Source organism: Streptomyces sp. PL-29 (genome assembly GCF_058344425.1).
Window position 1 is genome coordinate 938,972 of record NZ_CP136996.1, and the last position, 19,635, is coordinate 958,606.

Sequence of the window (19,635 nt, forward strand, 5' to 3'; positions counted from 1 at the left end):
GACACGGCCCCGGACCGCTACGGCCCCGCCGGCGGGGCGAGCGGCTTCACCCACCGCGTCCACGCCTCCTGCGGCCCGTAACCGGCCGCCTCCCACGCCGGGTGCGCCCGCTCGTTCCCATCGAGCACCATCGCGTCGGCCCGCCGCCCGCCGAGCGCGGCGAACCGCTCCTCGGCGGCGGCGAGCAGTGCGCGGCCTGTACCGCGCCGCCGGTGCCCCGGGTGCACGGCGAGCCGGTAGAGGTGGCAGCGCCAGCCGTCGAAGCCCGCGATCACCGTCCCGACCAGCTCACCGTCGCGGTGTGCCAGCAGCAGCGCCTGCGGGTCCCGTTCGTGGAGCTGCTCGACGCCCGCGAGGTCGTCGCTGATGCTGGTCCCCTGGGCCGCGGTCTTCCAGAACTCCAGTACGGCACCGAGATCCCCGGCCGAGGCCGGGCCTATGTGAAGATCGCTCATGCCCGCATCCCACCCTCCGGCCGCACGACGCGGGGAGGGTTCCCCATCCGCTTTGCCGTTCCTTTGCCGTCAGGAGCGGATCCACTCGACGGAAAGGTGTGTGAGCGTCCGCCCATGGGCGAGCCCCCGAGTCCTCGACCTTCCGCGTCGCCGCGACGTCGCGCGATCCGCCTCCTCCTGGCCGACCATGGGACGGAGGTGATCGACCGATGACCGAGGTGCTCCTGCTCGTCGTGGCACTGCTGCTCTGCCTTGCCTGCGGCGTCTTCGTCGCGGCCGAGTTCTCCCTCACGACCGTCGAGCGCAGCGAGCTCGAACGGGCCGCTGAGCGCGGTGAGCGCGGTGCCGACAGCGCCCTCGCGGCCGTCCGCACCCTCACCTTCCAGCTCTCCGGCGCCCAGCTCGGCATCACCGTGACCGGCCTGGTCATCGGCATGATCTCCAAGCCGTCGATCGCCGCCCTGCTGCAGGGCCCCTTCGAGGCCGCCGGGCTGTCCGCGGGCGCCGCCTCGTCCACGGCCCTGGTCCTCGGAACGGCCCTGTCCACCGTCGTCCTGATGGTCGTCGGCGAACTGGTGCCGAAGAACTGGGCCATCTCCTCCCCCCTGGTGATCGCCAAGCGGGTGGCGACCTTCCAGCGCGTCTTCAGCCGGGCGTTCCGGCCGCTCATCAGCCACCTCAACACCACGGCGAACCACCTCGTGCGCCGCTTCGGGATGGAGCCGACCGAAGAGCTGGCCTCCGCGCGCACCCCGCAGGAGCTGGTCGCCCTGGCCAGGCACTCCGCGAAGGAGGGCGCCCTGGAGAAGGACACGGCCGAGCTGTTCGTCCGCACCCTGAACCTGGCCGACCTGACCGCGGAGAACGTGATGACGCCGCGCGTCCAGGTCACCGCCCTCGACGTACAGACCACCGCCGAGGACGTGGCGAACGCGACAATGGCCACCGGCCTCTCCCGCTTCCCCGTGTACCGCGGCAGCCTGGACACCGTCGTGGGCACCGTCCACATCAAGGACGTCCTGGCCCTGCCCGCCGAGGAGCGGCGCCGCCGCCCGGTCTCGCAGCTCCTGCGCGAACCCCTCCTGGTACCGGAGTCGCTGACCGTGGACCGCCTGCTGGACCGGCTGTCCGGCAAGCAGACCATGGCCGTGGTCATCGACGAATACGGCGGCACGGCGGGCGTGGCGACGCTGGAGGACATCGTCGAGGAAGTTGTCGGCGAGGTGCGCGACGAACACGACCCGCACGAGACCCCGGACCTGGCCCCGGCTGGTACGGACGCCGCCGGGCGCCGGCTGTACTCCGCCGACGGTGCCGCCCGCACCGACCAGCTTCGGCGGATCGGGCTGCGGGTGCCGGACGGCCCGTACGAGACCCTGGCCGGCCTGATAGCGACCGAGCTGGGCCGGATCCCGGCCGTCGGCGACAGTCTGGAGCTCGACGGCTGGCGGCTGGACGTAGTGGACGACATCGGACGCCGGGCGGCGCGGGTGCTGCTGCACGCGCCCTTCGGGCCCGCCGGGTCGGCCGGGTCCGCGGACGGGACGGAGGACGCACGATGACCGTGATCCAGCTGGTGATCGGCCTGGCGACGCTGGTCCTGAACGCCTTCTTCGTCGGCGCGGAGTTCGCGCTGATCTCGGTCCGGCGCAGCCAGATCGAACCGTATGCCGAGCAGGGCGACCTGCGGGGCCGTGCCGTCCTGTGGGGGCTGGAACACGTGTCGGCCCTGATGGCCGCGGCCCAGCTCGGGATCACCCTGTGCACACTGGTGCTGGGCGTGGTGGCCGAGCCGGCCATCGCCCATCTGCTGACCCCGCTGTTCGACCTGGTCGGGGTGCCGTCCGGGCTGACGCACGTGATCTCCTTCGTGGTGGCACTGGCCCTGGCGACGTATCTGCACATGCTCTTCGGCGAGATGCTCCCGAAGAACGTGGCTCTGTCGGAGCCCGTGCGCACGGCACTCCTGCTGGGGCCGCCGCTGGTCACGCTCACCCGGGCGCTGAGGCCGGTGATCTTCACGATCAACGCCTTCGCCAACGCCCTGCTGCGGCTGCTGCGGGTGGAAGTCAAGGACGAGGTCGCGGCGACGTTCTCCGACGACGAGCTGGCCCGGATGGTGAAGGACTCCAGTGACGCCGGGCTCCTCGACGACCGGGCCAGCGAGCGCCTGCACGACGCCCTGGAACTGGGCCGCCGGCCGGTGAACGACGTGGTACTGCCGGCGGAACGGGTGATCTCGGCCCGTGAGGGCGTCACGCCGGCCGGGCTGGAGCGGCTGTCGGCCGAGAGCGGGTACTCCCGTTTCCCGGTGGTCGATGCGCAGCAGGGGATCCTGGGCTACCTGCACGTGAAGGACGCCCTGGATGCGGACGGGGAGTCGCGCGAAGAGCCGTTTCCCGCGTCGGCGCTGCGCCCGATCGCGCAGGTACGGGCGGAGACCCCGCTGGACGACGTACTGACCGCCATGCGGCGCAGCCGCACCCACCTGGCAGCCGTCCTCGGGGCGGAGGGCGCGATGACGGGGCTGGTGACGATGGAAGACGTGCTGCGCGAGCTGTTCGGACGACCTGCCTCCGCGTAGGGCACGGCGGGAGCACGGGTCCCCGGCCCTGCGGGGCAGGGGTACCGCGCGGTAACATCACTCGGCCATGGAGATGAATGCCTCTTACACCAGTCTTGTCGCGGTCGGCGACTCCTTCACCGAAGGCATGTCCGACCTCCTGCCGGACGGCTCCTACCGGGGCTGGGCCGACCTGCTGGCCGCCCGTCTCGCGGCGCGCGAGCCGGGCTTCCGCTACGCGAACCTCGCCGTCCGGGGAAAGCTCATCGGGCAGATCGCGCAGGACCAGGCCCCGGTGGCGGCCGCGATGGGCGCGGACGTGGTCACCCTGGTAGGCGGGCTGAACGACGCCCTGCGCCCCAAGGTGGACATGGGGCTGGTCCGGGACCATCTGGAGGCGGCCGTGGAGCTGCTCGCGCCCTCGTGCAAGCAGCTCGTCCTGATGCGCTCCCCGGGACGCAGCGGGCCGGTGATGGAACGCTTCCGCCCCCGCATGGAACAGCTCTTCGCCACCATCGACGAGCTCGCGGCCCGGCACGGCGCACTGGTGGTCGACCTCTACGGGGCTCCCGTGCTCGCAGACCCCCGGATGTGGGACGCCGACCGGCTGCACCTGACGGCGGAGGGCCACCGTCGGGTGGCGGAGGCCGTCTGGCAGACGCTGGGCCTGCCCGCCACACTCGACTGGCGCGGCGAGCTTCCGACCTCCAAACCGCCCGGCTGGGCGGTACGCCGGGCCCAGGACCTGAGCTTCGCCCGGCAGCACCTGCTCCCCTGGATCGGCCGCCGGCTGACGGGCCGCTCCTCCGGCGACGGCCGGCCGGCCAAGCGCCCCGAGCTACAGCCCTACGGAGACGCACCGCTCTCGTAGCAAGGCACAATCACGACCGGCGGCCCGACCTGCGTAAACACACAGCTGCGGCCCAAGTAGAATCCCTACACGTGACTGCCAAGCCCCGCATCCCCAATGTCCTGGCCGGCCGCTACGCCTCCGCGGAGCTCGCCGTGCTGTGGTCCCCCGAGTACAAGGTGACGCTGGAGCGGCGGCTGTGGCTCGCCGTGCTGCGCGCCCAGAAGGACCTCGGCATCGAGGTCCCGGACGCGGCCCTCGCCGACTACGAGCGCGTCCTGGAGGACGTCGACCTCGCCTCCATCGCCGAGCGCGAGAAGATCACCCGGCACGACGTGAAGGCCCGGATCGAGGAGTTCAACGCCCTCGCCGGCCACGAGCACGTCCACAAGGGCATGACCTCCCGCGACCTGACCGAGAACGTCGAGCAGCTACAGATCCGCCTCTCGCTGGAGCTGGCCCGCGACCGCACGGTCGCCGTGCTCGCCCGCCTCGGCAAGCTGGCCGGCGAGCACGCCGAGCTGGTCATGGCCGGCCGCTCCCACAACGTGGCCGCGCAGGCGACCACCCTGGGCAAGCGGTTCGCGACGGCGGCCGACGAACTGCTGGTGGCCTACGACCGCCTGGAGAACCTCCTCGAGCGCTACCCCCTGCGCGGCATCAAGGGCCCGGTCGGCACCGCCCAGGACATGCTCGACCTGCTCGCCGGCGACGCCACCAAGCTCGCCGACCTCGAGCAGCGCATCGCCGCCCACCTCGGCTTCGCGCACGCCTTCACCTCGGTCGGCCAGGTGTACCCGCGCTCCCTCGACTACGACGTGGTCACCGCGCTGGTCCAGCTGGCCGCAGCACCCTCCTCGATCGCCAAGACGATCCGCCTGATGGCAGGCCACGAACTGGTCACTGAGGGCTTTAAGCCCGGCCAGGTCGGCTCCTCCGCGATGCCGCACAAGATGAACACCCGTTCCTGCGAGCGCGTGAACGGCCTCATGGTCATCCTGCGCGGCTACGCCTCGATGACTGGCGAGCTGGCCGGCGACCAGTGGAACGAGGGCGACGTCTCCTGCTCCGTGGTCCGCCGAGTGGCCCTCCCCGACGCCTTCTTCGCCTTCGACGGCCTGCTGGAGACCTTCCTGACGGTCCTGGACGAGTTCGGCGCATTCCCCGCGGTCGTTGCTCGTGAGCTGGACCGCTACCTGCCGTTCCTCGCGACCACGAAGGTCCTGATGGGCGCGGTGCGTGCGGGTGTGGGCCGCGAGGCCGCGCACGAGGTCATCAAGGAGCACGCCGTGGCCTCCGCGCTCGCCATGCGCGAGCAGGGCGCCGAGCGCAACGAGCTGTTGGACAAGCTGGCAACCGACGAGCGAATGCCGCTGGACCGGCCCCAGCTCGACGCACTGATGGCGGACAAGCTCTCCTTCACCGGAGCCGCGGGCGACCAGGTCGCCGCGGTCCTCTCTCGCATCGAGGCGATCGCCAAGCAGCACCCGGAGGCCGCCGGGTACGCGCCGGGGTCGATCCTCTGAGCCCCGAGGAACTGGCAGCCGCCCGCGACCGCGTCCTCCCGGACGTGGTCGCGGGCGGTCTGCGCGTGCTGTTCTGCGGCATCAACCCCGGCCTCCTCTCCGCCGCGACGGGCCACCACTTCGCCCGCCCCGGCAACCGTTTCTGGCCGGTCCTGCACCTCTCGGGCTTCACCCCTCGCCGCCTGGCACCGGCCGAGCAGGAGGAGCTCCTCGCCTACCGCCTCGGCATCACCAACGTCGTGGCGCGCGCCACGGCCCGCGCCGACGAGTTGAGCGCGGAGGAGTTCCGCGAGGGCGGCCGCATCCTGACGGCCAAGGTGGAACTCCTGCGCCCCCAATGGCTGGCAGTGGTGGGAGTGACCGCCTATCGCACGGCCTTCGGCGAGAAGAAGGCACAGATCGGCCCCCAGGAGCGCACCATCGGCTCCACCCGCATTTGGGCCCTTCCCAACCCCAGCGGCCTCAACGCCCACTGGACCGCGGACTCCATGGCCCAGGAGTACGCCCGCCTCCGCGAGGCCGCGGAATCCCCGGCCGACTAGAGCGTGTGGCGGACCGGGCAGGCCGGTCGGCCCGGCAGCGATCGACCAGGACGTCCGGACCTCGGCCCAGTGGAACCCGGTCCCGATCGCGCCGTTCCCCAGACCTGGATGTGGCCACGCTCCGGCAGGTATGTGCCTAGGGCGGATCCGCGACCGTGGCCCCTGCCGTCAGCAAGTAGGGGTCCTCGCTGTCCCACTGTGTCACGCAGGCCACCAGCCAGCGCTCCCCGGCCCGCCACAGGTGGACGTGGTCGGTGCCGCAGCTCAGTTCCTTCCACGGCTCCGGTATCGCCTCCCCTTCCAGCACACGGTCTCTCAGCGTCCCCAGGCTGAAGATGTGCGGATCGCCCCACCGGTTGGTCATGGCCTGGGTGAGCGCCCCGTACTCGGCACTGATCTGGTCGGCGGCCTCGATGCGGCCCGAGCCGTCGTCGTCCCAGAAGCCCCGCGTCCGGGACAGGCCCACCAGATGGAATCCCGGACCGCTGCTGCTGTCGACGGTCCGGACCGGCACCTGTGGGAACTCCTTCGCCAGAAGCCGGTCGATCGTGTCGAGGTGCTCTGCCGTGGTCATGGCGTCAGTATCCCCAGCCGCACTGACAATTGGCCCGGTGTCACGCGTCCCTCCGGCACACCGCCAGCCAGCCGCTGAGCATCGCGGCCCCGGCCCACAGGGCCGTCACGCCGAGCCCGGTCCAGGGGCCGAGGTCGCCCTCTGTCCGGGAGCGCAGCACCAACTGCCCGGCATGGTCCGGCAGGAAGCGGGCCGCACCCCCTGCAGCCTCACCGACGACGAAGGACACGATCAGTACGAAGGGTATGAGCAGGCTGAGGACGACGGTCCCGCTGCGCAGGACCGCGGTCAGTCCGGCCGCGAACAGCACCATCAGTGTGAGGTAGAGCCCGCTGCCGACAACCGCGCGGTAAGTGCCCGGGTCGCCGAGCTCGAGGGCGTGCCGGCCCATGAACGCCTGCCCCGCGACGAAGGTGGCCAGCCCGGTGACCTGACCCGCCATCAAGGCCAGGACGCCCAACGTCACGATCTTCGACAGGTAGAAACGCGTTCGGTTCGGCACCGCCGTCAGTGAGGTGCTCAGCGCCCTGTTGTGGAACTCGCAGGACACAGCGCCGGCGCCGAAGACCATGGCGGCGATCTGGCCGAAGGAGATGCCGGAGAAAGCGGCGAAGAGCGGATCGTCACCCAGGCCTCCGCCTTCGGACCGGCCGGTGGCAGAAGCCATCAGGGCCTGGACTCCCACGGTGACGACGAAAGTGGCTATAAGCCCCCCGAGCGTTCCACGCAGGGACCGTATCTTGATCCATTCCGAGTGCAGGGCGGGGACGGTGGGCAGGGCGGCACGCACGGCGGGGCCTCCTTGAGGGTCGGTGACGTCAGCGAGTCGCGGTGAACTGTGCGTGTTCCGCTGTGAGATCGAGGTACGCCTGCTCCAGTGAGGCGCGCTCGTCGGACAGTTCCAGCACGGGGATGCCCTCTCGGGCTGCCAGGTTGCCGAGCTCCTCCGCCTGTATGCCTTCGACGGTCCATCGCCCCTCGTCGGCCAAGGCCAGGGCGAAGCCGTCCCGGGCCAGAGCGGCCCGCAGCCGCACCGGTTCGGAGGTCCGCAGGCGCGCTCTGCGGGTGCTGCGGGCGTCGATGAACTCCGCCATCGACGTGTCGGCCAGCAGCCGGCCCCCGCCGAGGACGACCAAGTGGTCGGCGAGCGCCGAGGTCTCGGACATGAGGTGGCTGGAAACAAGAACGACGCGCCCTTCGGCGGCGAGGCTGCGCATCAGCTCGCGGATCCAGATGATGCCCTCGGGGTCGAGCCCGTTGGCCGGCTCGTCCAGGATGACCACCCCGGGTTCGCCCAGCAGCGCGGCGGCGATGCCGAGGCGCTGGCGCATCCCCAGTGAGAAGGATTTGATCCGCCGCCCGGCCACGGAGGCCATTCCGGCCTGCTCCAGGACCTCTTCGATCCGGCGGGGCGCGATACGGCCGGCGGCGGCGAGGAGGCACAGGTGGTCGCGGGCGGTCCGGCCGCTGTGCGCAGACTGGGCGTCCAGGAGGGCCCCGACCCGGTGCAGCGGGTCCGGCAGGTCCCGGTAGTGCCGGCCGCCGATCGTGGCGGTTCCGGAGGTGGGCCGGTCCAGACCCAGCAGGAGGCGCATGGTGGTCGACTTCCCGGCGCCGTTGGGGCCCAGGAAGCCGGTGACCCGGCCGGGCAGGACGTCGAAGGTGAGGCCGTCCACCGCACGGTGGGCGCCGTATACCTTGGTCAGTTCTCGGAACTCGAGGCTGTTCATGGCTCAAGGCTCGCCGCCGTCCCCAATCCTCTCCCTCCCCCGTGCGAGGGTGCCGTCTCCCCCACGTGGGGGAGACGGCCGTGAGGAGGGCGCTGCCACCATGGAGGCATGTACCGACTGCTGCGGGCTCCGTTCCAACCAGTGACCTATTCACGCTGGTTGCACCTCTGTGTGCCGCTGCTACTGGTGGCCATGTGGATGTTCGTGGTGCCGGACTGGCCGTGGGGACCGCTGCTGCTCGTCCTGCCGTTCGGGCTGGTGCCCTGGGTGCGGCTCGCGGAGGGCCTCCAGGCTCAGTTCCTCCTCACCCCGTACGATCGCGGGTCCCCCGACGGCGCCATAAGCCTTGCTCCTTCTGCTCGCTGGGGTGACCGCTGGCGCACGGTGCTGTGGCTGGAGACACGGATGGTCGTCGCGACGGGCGCGATGGCCGCCACCGTCTGGCTGCCCGTGCTGACCGTCGAGCTCATCTCTCACGCTCTCGGGTATGCGTCGGATCCCGGGCCCCTGACGCCCTTCATGCCGGAGCGCCGCTGGGTCGCCGCGCTGCTGGCGCCTCTTCCGCTCGTCGCCCTGATGGTCGTCGTGGTCCTGCTCGGCGAGCTGATCACTGCCATTGCCACCCGGCTGCTGGGCCCTTCGGCGGCCGAGCGGCTGAGCGCACTGGAGGCACGTACGGAGCAGTTGCTGGAGCGCACCCGGATCGCACGGGAGCTGCACGACTCGATCGGGCACGCGCTCACGGTGGCGGTGGTTCAGGCGGGGGCGGCCCGCGCCGCGGGTGATGCCGCCTTCACCGACCGGGCGCTGTGCGCCATCGAGGAGACGGGCCGGGCCGCGCTGGAGGACCTGGAGCGGGTACTCGGGGTGTTGAGGGAGTCCGGTCAGCCGCCGTCGCGAAGGCCGACACTGGCCGAGGCCGACCGGCTGCTGGAATCGGCCCGTGCTTCCGGCTCCGAGGTGGACGCGAAGCTCACCGGGCCGGTGGAGCAGCTGCCGGGGCCGGTCACCCGGGAGGGTTACCGCATCCTGCAGGAGTCGCTCACCAACGTGCTGCGCCACTGCGGGCCGGTACCGGTCCGGGTGCGGGTGGCGGTGACCGTGGACCGGCTTGATCTGGAGGTGACGAACGCCCTGCGGGGCAGGCCCGGTCTCTCGCTCGGCGGCGGCAGCGGACTGCGCGGCATCCGGGAACGCGCCGCCCTGCTCGGCGGGGAGGCAGAGACCGGACCGTACGAGGGTGGCTGGCGGGTGCGCGCACGGCTTCCGCTGGAGCGAATACGCTGACCGGATGCCGGTCACCGTACTGCTCGTCGACGACGAACCCCTGGTCCGCGCTGGTCTGCGGGCCGTCCTGGACTCCCAACCCGACATCGAGGTGGTCGGTGAGGCAGCCGACGGCGCCTCGGTGATCCCGCTCGTGCGGCAGCTGCGGCCGGACGTGGTGGCCATGGACGTGCGGATGCCTCTGCTCGACGGGATCGAGGCGACCCGCGCGGTGCTGCGGACGGTGGACTCCCCGCCGAAGATCCTCGTTGTGACCACCTTCGAGAACGACGAGTACGTCTACCAGGCGCTGCGGGCCGGAGCGGACGGGTTCCTCCTGAAGCGGGCCCGGCCTTCGGAGATCGTGCACGCGGTACGGCTGGTCGCGGAGGGCGAGACGCTGCTCTTCCCTGCGGCCGTGCGGGCCCTGGCCGCGGAATACGGCAACCGGCAGGCGCGGGAGGTACTGGAGCGGGCCGCCCTGACCGAGCGGGAGGAGGCGGTCCTACGGCTCGTGGCCCGGGGGCTCACGAATGTGGAGATCGCCTCCGAGCTGATCATCGGGACGGAGACGGTCAAGTCACATGTCAGTGCGATCCTGGCGAAGCTGGGGGTCCGCGACCGCACGCAAGCGGTGATCACCGCGTACGAGTCCGGGTTCGTCTCACCCGCCTGAGCGACCCCGGGCGGCAGGGCGACGCTCCGGCTGATGGGGGGCTGCTTCTCGCCGCCGTACCCACCGCGCAGTACGATCCGGCTGACAAGCTCGCTAGCTGGGAGGACACACGTTGGGGCAGCTGACCGGCGGGGATCCTTCTCTGCTCCGGCGGATCAATTCCGCGGTGGTGCTGCGGGCACTGCGCACGGCCGGGTCGCCAACGCTCACCGACCTGACACGGCTGACCGGCCTCTCCCGGCCGACCGTCGAAGGGGTCGTGGAGGGGCTGATGGGGACTGGGCTCGTCGTCGAGGCCGAAGCGGAGGAGGGCGCGCGGCGGCAGGGGCGGCCGGCCCGTCGGTTCCGGTTCCGGGCCGAGGCGGGGCACCTGCTCGGCATAGAGATCGGCGCGCACCGGGTCGCGGTGCTGCTGTCCGGGCTGGACGGCCGCATCATCGGCGCGGGCACCAAGGAGGTCGCCGAGACGGCCTCGGCCGACGAGCGGCTGGAGCGGGTGCGTGCGGCCGTCGCCGACCTGCTGCGCCGGGCAGGCGTGCCGCGTGACTCCCTGCGGGCGGTCGGGGTCGGCAGCCCCGGGATCGTGGAGGCGGACGGCACGGTACGTCTCGGGACCGCTCTGCCGGGCTGGACCGGGCTGCCCCTCGGGGACCGGCTGCGGCGCTCGTTCCGCTGCCCGGTGCAGGTGGAGAACGACGCCAACGCGGCAGCGGTCGCCGAGCACTGGAAGGGCGCCGCGCGGGACACCGGGGACATGGTGTTCGTGATGGCGGGGCTCAGCCCCGGTGCGGGCTCGCTCATCGGCGGCCGGCTCCACCGGGGCTTCGGCGGGGCGGCCGGGGAGATCGGCGCCCTGCACCTGCTGGGCCGTGAGGCGACGCCCGAGCGGCTGCTGTCCACGACCGGCGAGCCGTTGCACCCGCTCGACGAGCCGGCGGTCGCCGAGGTGTTCGCGAAGGCCAAGCGCGGCGACGAGCGGGCCGTCGCCGCCGTGGACCGGTTCCTGCAGCGCCTGGTGCACGACGTGGCGGCGCTGGTCCTGGCGATGGATCCGGAGCTGGTGGTCGTCGGCGGCTGGGCGGCCGGCCTGGACGGGGTCCTGGAGCCGCTGCGCCGGGAGCTGGCACGCTACTGCCTGCGCCCGCCGCGGGTGGCCCTGTCGCTGCTCGGCGAGGCGGCAGTGGCGACCGGTGCCCTCAGGCTCGCGCTCGACCACGTCGAGGAGGAACTCTTCGCCGTGGAGAAGACCGTCACGGCCCGCAGCCGCTGACGCCACGCGCAGTGGGACGCAGCGCTCCTGCCCGGGGACCTGCAGACCCGGGGACCGGCGCACCGCCGGAAAGCGGTACGGCCGTGGTCCCGCGCCCGCCCCACGGACGCGGGACCGGACGGAGACCACGGCCGTACCGGCCCGGTCGGGGTGTCAGGAGGCGACGGGCTCGTGCGTGATCTCGACGCCGCCCGTGTCTCCGAAGGTGAGGCGGCAGGTGTCGGCGCGGTAGGTGGCCACCGAGACCGCGGCCGTACCCGCGGCGGTGAAGTACCGGGTGGTGACCAGGAGCACCGGTGCGCCGGGCAGCCGGTCCAGTTCCTTCGCGTCGTCGGCGCGGGCGGAGCCGAGCTCCACCGAGCGGTCCTGGCCGTCGAGGACGAGCCGCTGCAGCTCGCGCAGGACGGCACGCGCGCGGGCCGGTCCCGACGGGGCCTCGATGGCGGGCAGTCCGGGCACCGAAGCCGCCGGAACGTACAGCAGTTCGGCGGCGACGGCCTGACCGTTCGTCATCCTGGTGCGGCGTACGGTGTGGACCGGCTGGTCGGCGGCGAACGCCGCGCCGCTGCCGAGGAGTCCCAGCACCGCGGCGGGCGGCAGGGACTCCGAGGTGTCCTGCGGCTCCCAACCGTCGGCGGCCTCCCCGGGCCAGCTGTGGTGCGCGCCGCCGACGGCGACGCCGACCCGCGGCGGGGCGACGGTGGTGCCGACACCGCGACGGCGCTGCAGACGGCCTTCGAGCTCCAGCTGCTCCAGCGCCTGGCGCAGGGTCGCGCGGGCGACTCCGAAGCGGGCTGCGAGTTCACGCTCGTTGGGCAGCACCTCGCCGACGGCGAAGTCCTGGTCGAGCGCCTCGCTGAGGACGGTCTTGAGGTGCCAGTACTTCGGTTCCGGCACCGTTTCCAGCTGCGTGGTCCCCACCCTGACTCCTCCTGCCATCGCTGCACTCGCCGTGTGTTCCAGCGGCAGTTCTGCGCCCTTGTTTATTAAAGGTTCCTGCACTATCCCTGCGACGATAGGACGGCGCACCCCCTTGGTCAAGACCAATGCTCATACCTTTGGCGGGCAGATCGGGCATATGTATCAAGCCGTTCATGGGATGTTCTCGTGGGCCGCAAGGGCTTGTAGTCAAGGGCTACCCGACGGTAATCATGGCGGTGGGCACTCCTGACAGCCTGTCTCGCAGCAGTCCAACCGACGAGGAGCAGCATGACCGCCACGGTCTCCTTCACGATCGACGCGCCGCTCGGCCCCCGCACCGCCACCGTCGCCTACGAGCGCAAAGGCGCCGGCGAACCTCTCCTGCTGCTGCACGGCATCGGCCACCACCTCCAGGCCTGGCACCCGGTGGCCGACATCCTGGCCTCCGAGCACGATGTGATAGCCGTCGACCTGCCCGGCTTCGGCGCCTCGGAGCCGCTGCCCAGCGGCGTGCCGTACTCCCTCGGCACCGTGGCCCCGGTGCTCGGAGCGCTGTGCACCGCGCTCGGCGTCGCACGACCGCACGTCGCGGGCAACTCCCTCGGCGGCCTGCTCGCCCTCGAAATGGGCCGGAGCGGTCTCGTCCGCTCGGTCACGGCCCTCTCCCCCGCCGGGTTCTGGACCGAGGGGGAACGCCGATACGCCTTCGCCGCGCTCCGCGCGATGCGGGCGGGCGCCCGGACGCTGCCCCTGCCCGCCGTCCGTCACCTCTCCCGCAGCGCCGCCGGCCGAACCGCACTCACCGGCACCATCTACGCCCGCCCGGACCGCCGTTCGCCCGAGGCCGTGGTCGCCGAGACGCTCGCCCTGCGACACGCCACCGGATTCGACGACACCCTGGCCGCGGGTGGCTCTGCACGCTTCACCGACGACGTGCCGGGGCTGCCGGTCACCATCGCGTGGGGCACCCGCGACCGGTTGCTGCTGCGCCGACAGGGCGTCCGTGCCAAGCACACCGTCCCCAGCGCACGGCTGGTCCGCCTCCCGGGCTGCGGCCACGTCCCGATGGGTGACGACCCGGCGCTCGTCTCCCGGGTGGTGCTGGACACAGCGTGCAGCGCCGCCGTCCCGGTCGCGTGAGGGAGCGGGAAGACACGGGACGGCGCGGGACAGCGCGGGACGGCGCGGGACAGCGCGGGACGGCGCGGGACAGCGCGGGACGGCGCGGGACGGCGCGGGAAGACGCGGGACGGCGCGGGAAGACGCGGGAAGACGAGAGGGCCCGGGAAGACGCGAGAGGGCCCGGGAAGACGCGGGAGACCCCAGTTCGGGAGGACACGGGAGAGCCCGCAAGGACGTCGGAGCAGCCGGGGTCACATGGTTGCACGGCTCAACGGTTCAGCGGCCGGCGGCTGTTCATCCGTGGTTCGCGTGGGCGACGCGGCCGGGCCGGTGTGCGACGGCACGCTGGTCCGACCCGTCCTCGCCGCCCCCCAGGAGACGCTCCGATGGCATCGAATCCACACACCCGACGGTCCCTCATCGGCGGTTCCCTCGCCCTGTCGTCCGCGCTGCTCGCCGCTCCGCCGCTCGCCGCCCCCGCCTTCGCCCGCTCCGGTCGGCCGAACGCGCGCTGGGGCGTCCAGTCCGGCGAGATCACCGCGCACTCGGCCACCGTGTGGACCCGTTCCGACCGTCTCGCGCGCATGTACGTCGAGACCTCTCCGAGCGAGGCGTTCCGCTACGCCGTACGCCGCCACCGCGGCCCGTTGCTCGGTCCGTCCAGCGACTTCACCGGAACCACCGTCCTACGTGACCTCCCGCCCGGACAGCAGATCCACTACCGGGTCGTCCTGGCCGACCCGGACGACCCGCGCCGCACCGCCGAGCCCGTCCACGGCACCTTCCGCACCACCCCGGTCTCACGCCGCCGCGACGTGCGCTTCGTGTGGTCCGGCGACCTGGCCGGCCAGGGCTGGGGCATCAACCCCGACATCGGCGGCTACCGCGTCTTCGACGAGATGCGCCGGCACGACCCCGACTTCTTCCTCTTCAGCGGGGACACCATCTACGCCGACGGGCCGATCAAGTCGGCGGTGCCGCTGCGCGACGGCACCGTATGGCGCAACATCACCACCGCGGAGAAGTCGAAGGTCGCCGAGACCCTCGACGAGTTCCGCGGGAACTTCCGCTACAACCTCCTCGACCGCAACCTCCTCGATTTCAACGCCCAGGTCCCCGTCCTCGCCCAGTGGGACGACCACGAGGTGCGCAACAACTGGTACCCCGGCCAGTTGATCGACGACCTCCGCTACACCGTCAAGGAGGTCGACACCCTCGCCATCCGTGCGCGCCGCGCCTTCGGCGAGTACTTCCCGGTCACCGACCTACGGGGCGGCCGTGCCGAGGGCCGGATGTACCGCGTGATGCGCTACGGCCCGCTGCTCGACGTCTTCGTTCTCGACATGCGCACCTACCGCAACGCGAACTCCCCGGGCGACCTGACCGAGGACCCCGTCGGCATCCTCGGACCCGAGCAGCTGGCCTGGATCAAGCGCGAGCTCTCGCGTTCCCGGGCCACCTGGAAGGTCATCGCCTCCGACATGCCCCTGGGCATCGTCGTCCCCGACGGAGCGACGGACTTCGAGGCCGTCGCCCAGGGCGACCCCGGCGCCCCGCTGGGCCGGGAGCTGCAGATCGCCGAACTGCTGCGGCACATCAAGCACCAGCGCATCACCGGCACCCTGTGGCTCACTGCCGACGTGCACTACACGGCCGCGAACCACTACGCCCCCGAGCGTGCCGCCTTCGCCGACTTCGCACCGTTCTGGGAGTTCGTCTCCGGCCCCATCGGGGCCGGCGGCTTCCCTGCAGGGCGGCTCGACGCCACTTTCGGCCCGCATACGGCCTTCGTACAGTCGGCCCCGTTCGCCAATATGTCGCCGTCCGAGCACCCCCCGTACTACGGAGAGGTCGGCATCGACGGCCGCAGCGGCGAGCTCACCGTCCGGCTGCGCCGCCAGGGCGGCGGCATTCTCTTCACCAGGACCCTCCAGCCCGGGCGTGTGGGCCAGTAGGTTGACTAGAACACCCGCAAAAACCGGGTGAAATAGGCCAGATGGACACTTAACCAGTCGGTCACAGATCGTTCGTGATCACGCAACACCCTTGGGGAACAGTGTCGTGCATGACTGACCGCGCCCACGCCTCCGCCCACGCCTCCGCCCAGCGTCCCCACCGCCACCACTGGCGCCGCGACGTCGTCGAACTGGCCGCCCTGTTCTGCGCCGTCACGGTCGCCGACGCCATCGCCAATCTCGTCGTACACGGCCCCAGGGGCCCGGTCCTACTGGTCGCATCAGCCATCGCACTGCTCCTGACCGCCGCCTTCCACACATGGTGGGCCCGGCGCCACAGCCATGCGCCGCCGCAGCACACACCACCGAAGGGCACACCACCGCCGGACGGCCCGGCCGGTTCGCCGCCCGACGCCTCCGGCACGGCCGGGACCACCGCACTGTGGCGGATGCGCACGACCGTACGGGACCAGCCCGGCTCACTGGCCGTCCTCTGCACCGCGCTCGCCCGCAACGGCGTGGACATCCTGACCCTCCAGACGCACCCGCTGCCCGAGGGCGGCACCGTGGACGAGTTCCTGCTGCGGGCCCCGCAGCAACTCCCCTCGGGCGACCTCACCCGCGCCGTTTCCCGGGCCGGCGGGCACAGCACCTGGATCGAGCGCGCCGACGCCCACGACCTCGTCGACACCCCGACCCGACTGCTGGGCCTGGCCACCCGCACCGCACTGGACGCCGCCGAGCTCCCCCTCGCCCTGCGCCAGCTGCTCGGCCGCTGCACGATCCACTCGATCCCGGCGACCACCCTCTCCGGCCGCCCGAACGCGGGCGCGGACGCCCCGGTCGAGGGAGTGCTGGAGGCGACGGTCATGCGGCTGCGCGACCCCTCGGGCGGCGCGATCACCGTGGAGCGGCCCTATCTGCCCTTCACCCCGACCGAGTTCGCGCGGGCCCGCGCCCTGGTCGAACTCGACGCGCGGCTCGGCCCGCGCGTCCCGCGCAGCCAGGACGTCCTGACCCTCCCCGAGGGCAACGAGATCACCGTGCGCCGCGCCGACGGCTCCGACCTGCCCGCGGCCCGGGCCATGCACGACCGCTGCTCCGAGCGGACCCTCGGGCTGCGCTACCACGGACCCGTGGCCGACGCCGACCGCTACCTCGGCCACCTGCTCGGCCCCCGCTTCGGCCGCACCCTCGCCGCCACGACCGCGTCCGGCAAGCTCGTCGCCCTCGGCCACCTGCTATGGGACGGGGATGAGACGGAGATCGCCCTGCTGATCGAGGACGACTGGCAACGCCGCGGCATCGGCTCCGAACTGCTGCGCCGGCTCGTCGCCCTGGCCGTCGAGGCCGGGTGCGACAGCGTGTACGCCGTCACCCAGGCCGCCAACACCGGCATGGTCGCCGCGATGCGCGGTCTCGGGCTCCCCCTCGACTACCAGATCGAGGAGGGCACCCTGGTGATCACGGCACGGCTGGACGCGCCCGGTGCCGGCCCGCGGCTGCCGCACGAGCTCCCCCTCGGACTGCCGCGCGAGCACCGCGCTCCGCGCCGCCCGCACTGAACCCGCTGACCGCGGCCGCCGCGGCGGCCGCAGCCGCCCGCTCCGGGCGGAGCGGGCGGCTCCGTAAGGTTTTCGCCAAACTCCGCGCCGCCCCCTCGTCGGCCACGCTCCGCGGAAGGCCCTGAAGCCGCCTGTACCCGGCGTCGGGTGCTCGTCCCGGGCCGGGTCCGGCAGCCGTAGTCCAGCCCGTGTCAGGAGGCTGACGGCAATCGGTGATGACGGGAGGACGCATCGCATACGAAGATGGCCGCATGTCAGAGACCCTCCACACCAGCAGCGCCCCCCAACTGCCCCGCCAGGTGGCCGACGCCTACGTCGACTCCCTCATCGCCCTCGACCCGATCACCGGCACCTACCTGGGTGTTGCCGAGAGCTCCGCCAAGCTCCCCGACTTCTCCCCGGCCGGTCGTGCGGCCGCCGCCGAACTCGCCCGTGAGACCCTCGCCCGCCTCGACGCCGCCGAGGCGCTGCCCGGCGCCGACGACGACGCCGAACGGCGATGCGGCCGTCTGCTGCGTGAACGGCTCACCGCCGAGCTCGCGGTCCACGAGGCCGACGAGGACCTGCGGGCGGTCAGCAACATCCACAGCCCCGCGCACTCGGTACGGGAGGTCTTCGCCCTGACCCCGGCCGACACCGACGAGGACTGGGCGGCTATCGCCGAGCGGCTGCGCGCCGTACCGGCGGCCTTCACCGGCTACCGCGAGACCCTCCAGCTCGGTCTGGCGCGCGGTCTGTACGGCGGCCCGCGCGCCACCGGGACCATGATCGGTCAGCTGACCACCTGGGCCGGCCAGGACGGCGCCGCCGCGGCCTTCTTCGAGGACTTCGCCTCCGGCGGCCCGGAGTCCCTGCGCGCCGAGCTGGACGCGGCGGCCGCCGCCGCGACCGCCGCAGTCATCGAGCTGCGCGACTGGATGACCGAGGTGTACGCCCCCGCCGTCGAGGGCCGGCCGGACACCGTGGGCCGTGAGCGCTACGCCCGCTGGTCCCGGTACTTCAACGGCACCGACCTGGACCTGGACGAGGCGTACGCCTACGGCTGGTCGGAGTACCACCGGCTGCTCGCCGAGATGAAGACCGAGGCGGCGAAGATCCTCCCGGGCGTGGGCCCTTGGGAGGCGCTGAAGCACCTGGACGAGCACGGCACCCACATCGAGGGGGTGGAGGAGGTCCAGGCCTGGCTGCAGGGCCTGATGGACGAGGCCATCGAGAACCTCGACGGCACCCACTTCGAACTGGCCGAGCGCGTCCGCAAGGTGGAGTCCCGGATCGCGCCTCCGGGCGGCCCCGCGGCTCCGTACTACACCTCCCCGTCGGAGGACTTCTCCCGCCCCGGCCGCACCTGGCTGCCCACGATGGGCCAGACCCGCTTCCCGGTCTACGACCTGGTGTCCACCTGGTACCACGAGGGAGTGCCGGGCCACCACCTGCAGCTCGCGCAGTGGACGCACGTGGCGGACCGGCTTTCCCGCTACCAGGCCACCGTCGGCTGGGTCAGCGCCAACTGCGAGGGCTGGGCCCTCTACGCGGAACGGCTGATGGACGAGCTGGGCTACCTCAAGGACGCCGAGCAGCGCCTGGGCTACCTGGACTGCCAGATGATGCGCGCGGCGCGGGTCATCGTCGACATCGGCATGCACCTGGGCCTGGAGATTCCGGCGGACTCGCCGTTCCACCCGGGTGAGACGTGGACCGTGGACCTCGCGCAGGAGTTCTTCGGCCTGCACAGCGGCCGCCCGGCGGAGTTCATCGAGAGCGAGCTGACCCGCTACCTGTCGATGCCGGGGCAGGCGATCGGCTACAAGCTGGGCGAGCGCACCTGGCTGCTGGGCCGGGACAATGCCCGTGCCGCGCACGGCGATTCCTTCGACCTGAAGGCCTGGCACATGGCGGCGCTGTCGCAGGGTTCGCTCGGGCTGGACGACCTGCTGGACGAGCTCTCGAAGCTCTGACGGCACGTGCCACCGCGCGCCGCCGGGGCCGCCCGTCTCCCGGTGGAGACGAGCGGCCCCGGCGCGTGGGGCGGCCCCGTCAGCAGCCGCAGTCGTCCGAGCCGGTCGGCGCGGTCAGCGGGTCGGCCTCGCCGCGCTGCCGCGTGCCCTGCCCGGTCTCGACCTCGAAGCCCTCGCGGATCCAGTACTCGATGCCGCCGAGCATCTCCTTGACCTGGAAGCCCAGTTCGGCCAGGGCGAGAGCGGAACGGGCGGCGCCGTTGCAGCCGGGACCCCAGCAGTACGTCACCACGGGAACGTTCTTGTCCAGGAGCTGCTCGGCCTGCTCCGGGATGAGGGCGGTGGGCAGGTGGATCGCGCCGGGCACGTGCCCCTGGTCCCAGGAGGGCGCGGAGCGGGTGTCGATGAGCTGGAAACCCGGCCCGGCTCCCGACCCGCTCGGGGCTTCGAGGGCGCTCGCGACGTCCGAGACGTCCGTGTGGAAGGCCAGGGCGGCAGCGAAGTACGCGGCGGCGGCTGCCGGGGAGGCCGGGGGGACACGGAGCACGGGGTTGATGTCGGCCGGGGCGGAGGAAGCGTTCTGTGTCGTCGTCATGGCCAGAAATCTACGATCCGTCGATCACGCCGGGAAGTTGGATTCCCCGGCACTTATGCTGTACGGCCGG

General features: G+C 72.2%; 18 protein-coding genes. 12 read left to right on the forward strand and 6 right to left on the reverse strand.

Annotated features, from left to right (window positions below):
* Nucleotides 1-17: 17 nt before the first annotated feature.
* A complete protein-coding gene (locus tag R4Z63_RS04215) occupies nt 18-455 on the reverse strand; it encodes a GNAT family N-acetyltransferase (protein ID WP_037929084.1) in 438 nt (145 codons plus the stop codon).
* A gap of 209 nt (nt 456-664) precedes the next feature.
* Here R4Z63_RS04215 and R4Z63_RS04220 point away from each other — a divergent pair, with 209 nt between their 5' ends.
* From R4Z63_RS04220 to mug, 5 genes are all read left to right on the forward strand, one after another.
* The gene (locus R4Z63_RS04220) at nt 665-2,017 is read left to right on the forward strand and encodes a hemolysin family protein (RefSeq protein ID WP_384449521.1); all 1,353 of its coding nucleotides are present in this window, start codon (nt 665-667) and stop codon (nt 2,015-2,017) included.
* Nucleotides 2,014-3,039, forward strand: coding sequence for a hemolysin family protein (locus R4Z63_RS04225; protein WP_384449519.1), 1,026 nt, complete (start codon nt 2,014-2,016; stop codon nt 3,037-3,039). The genes R4Z63_RS04220 and R4Z63_RS04225 overlap by 4 nt, the downstream gene beginning before the upstream one ends.
* A 67-nt stretch (nt 3,040-3,106) precedes the next feature.
* On the forward strand, nt 3,107-3,889 hold the full coding sequence (locus R4Z63_RS04230) for an SGNH/GDSL hydrolase family protein (RefSeq protein ID WP_384449517.1): 783 nt from the start codon (nt 3,107-3,109) through the stop codon (nt 3,887-3,889).
* A 71-nt stretch (nt 3,890-3,960) separates the two neighbouring features.
* Nucleotides 3,961-5,394, forward strand: coding sequence for an adenylosuccinate lyase (purB, locus tag R4Z63_RS04235; RefSeq protein ID WP_384449514.1), 1,434 nt, complete (start codon nt 3,961-3,963; stop codon nt 5,392-5,394).
* Entirely contained in the window at nt 5,391-5,936 is a 546-nt protein-coding gene (gene mug, locus R4Z63_RS04240) for a G/U mismatch-specific DNA glycosylase (protein ID WP_037929097.1), read from the forward strand. Before purB ends, mug begins: the two co-directional genes overlap by 4 nt.
* A 136-nt stretch (nt 5,937-6,072) precedes the next feature.
* On the opposite strand, the gene R4Z63_RS04245 is transcribed toward mug, so the two are convergent.
* Genes R4Z63_RS04245 through R4Z63_RS04255 form a run of 3 tightly spaced genes read right to left on the reverse strand, consistent with a single transcriptional unit; the run spans nt 6,073 to nt 8,240 of the window.
* On the reverse strand, nt 6,073-6,510 hold the full coding sequence (locus R4Z63_RS04245; protein ID WP_384449511.1) for a hypothetical protein: 438 nt from the start codon (nt 6,508-6,510) through the stop codon (nt 6,073-6,075).
* 40 nt (nt 6,511-6,550) lie between these two features.
* Complete coding sequence (locus R4Z63_RS04250; protein WP_384449508.1) at nt 6,551-7,300, reverse strand: ABC transporter permease; 750 nt, start codon at nt 7,298-7,300, stop codon at nt 6,551-6,553.
* 28 nt (nt 7,301-7,328) lie between these two features.
* On the reverse strand, nt 7,329-8,240 hold the full coding sequence (locus R4Z63_RS04255) for an ABC transporter ATP-binding protein (protein WP_384449505.1): 912 nt from the start codon (nt 8,238-8,240) through the stop codon (nt 7,329-7,331).
* A gap of 108 nt (nt 8,241-8,348) precedes the next feature.
* Here R4Z63_RS04255 and R4Z63_RS04260 point away from each other — a divergent pair, with 108 nt between their 5' ends.
* The 3 genes from R4Z63_RS04260 (at nt 8,349) to R4Z63_RS04270 (ending at nt 11,452) form a co-directional block, all read left to right on the forward strand.
* On the forward strand, nt 8,349-9,527 hold the full coding sequence (locus R4Z63_RS04260; protein WP_384449501.1) for a sensor histidine kinase: 1,179 nt from the start codon (nt 8,349-8,351) through the stop codon (nt 9,525-9,527).
* A gap of 4 nt (nt 9,528-9,531) precedes the next feature.
* Nucleotides 9,532-10,182: a response regulator gene (locus R4Z63_RS04265; RefSeq protein ID WP_037929111.1), complete on the forward strand. Its 651-nt coding sequence runs from the start codon at nt 9,532-9,534 to the stop codon at nt 10,180-10,182.
* Nucleotides 10,183-10,294: 112 nt separating this feature from the next.
* The gene (locus R4Z63_RS04270) at nt 10,295-11,452 is read left to right on the forward strand and encodes an ROK family transcriptional regulator (RefSeq protein ID WP_037929123.1); all 1,158 of its coding nucleotides are present in this window, start codon (nt 10,295-10,297) and stop codon (nt 11,450-11,452) included.
* A gap of 153 nt (nt 11,453-11,605) precedes the next feature.
* Here the strand turns inward: R4Z63_RS04270 and R4Z63_RS04275 are convergent, their stop codons facing one another.
* Nucleotides 11,606-12,373: a GntR family transcriptional regulator gene (locus R4Z63_RS04275; protein ID WP_384449497.1), complete on the reverse strand. Its 768-nt coding sequence runs from the start codon at nt 12,371-12,373 to the stop codon at nt 11,606-11,608.
* A gap of 288 nt (nt 12,374-12,661) precedes the next feature.
* On the opposite strand from R4Z63_RS04275, the gene R4Z63_RS04280 reads away from it, so the two are divergent.
* The 4 genes from R4Z63_RS04280 (at nt 12,662) to R4Z63_RS04295 (ending at nt 18,970) form a co-directional block, all read left to right on the forward strand.
* Nucleotides 12,662-13,513 (forward strand): alpha/beta fold hydrolase, encoded by an 852-nt coding sequence (locus R4Z63_RS04280; protein ID WP_384449493.1) that lies wholly within the window; start codon nt 12,662-12,664, stop codon nt 13,511-13,513.
* A 368-nt stretch (nt 13,514-13,881) separates the two neighbouring features.
* The gene (locus R4Z63_RS04285) at nt 13,882-15,450 is read left to right on the forward strand and encodes an alkaline phosphatase D family protein (RefSeq protein WP_384449490.1); all 1,569 of its coding nucleotides are present in this window, start codon (nt 13,882-13,884) and stop codon (nt 15,448-15,450) included.
* 110 nt (nt 15,451-15,560) lie between these two features.
* A complete protein-coding gene (locus tag R4Z63_RS04290; RefSeq protein WP_037929138.1) occupies nt 15,561-17,015 on the forward strand; it encodes a GNAT family N-acetyltransferase in 1,455 nt (484 codons plus the stop codon).
* 251 nt (nt 17,016-17,266) lie between these two features.
* Nucleotides 17,267-18,970: a DUF885 domain-containing protein gene (locus R4Z63_RS04295; RefSeq protein ID WP_304949923.1), complete on the forward strand. Its 1,704-nt coding sequence runs from the start codon at nt 17,267-17,269 to the stop codon at nt 18,968-18,970.
* 79 nt (nt 18,971-19,049) lie between these two features.
* On the opposite strand, the gene R4Z63_RS04300 is transcribed toward R4Z63_RS04295, so the two are convergent.
* Nucleotides 19,050-19,565 (reverse strand): rhodanese-like domain-containing protein, encoded by a 516-nt coding sequence (locus R4Z63_RS04300; RefSeq protein ID WP_384449485.1) that lies wholly within the window; start codon nt 19,563-19,565, stop codon nt 19,050-19,052.
* Nucleotides 19,566-19,635: the final 70 nt, after the last annotated feature.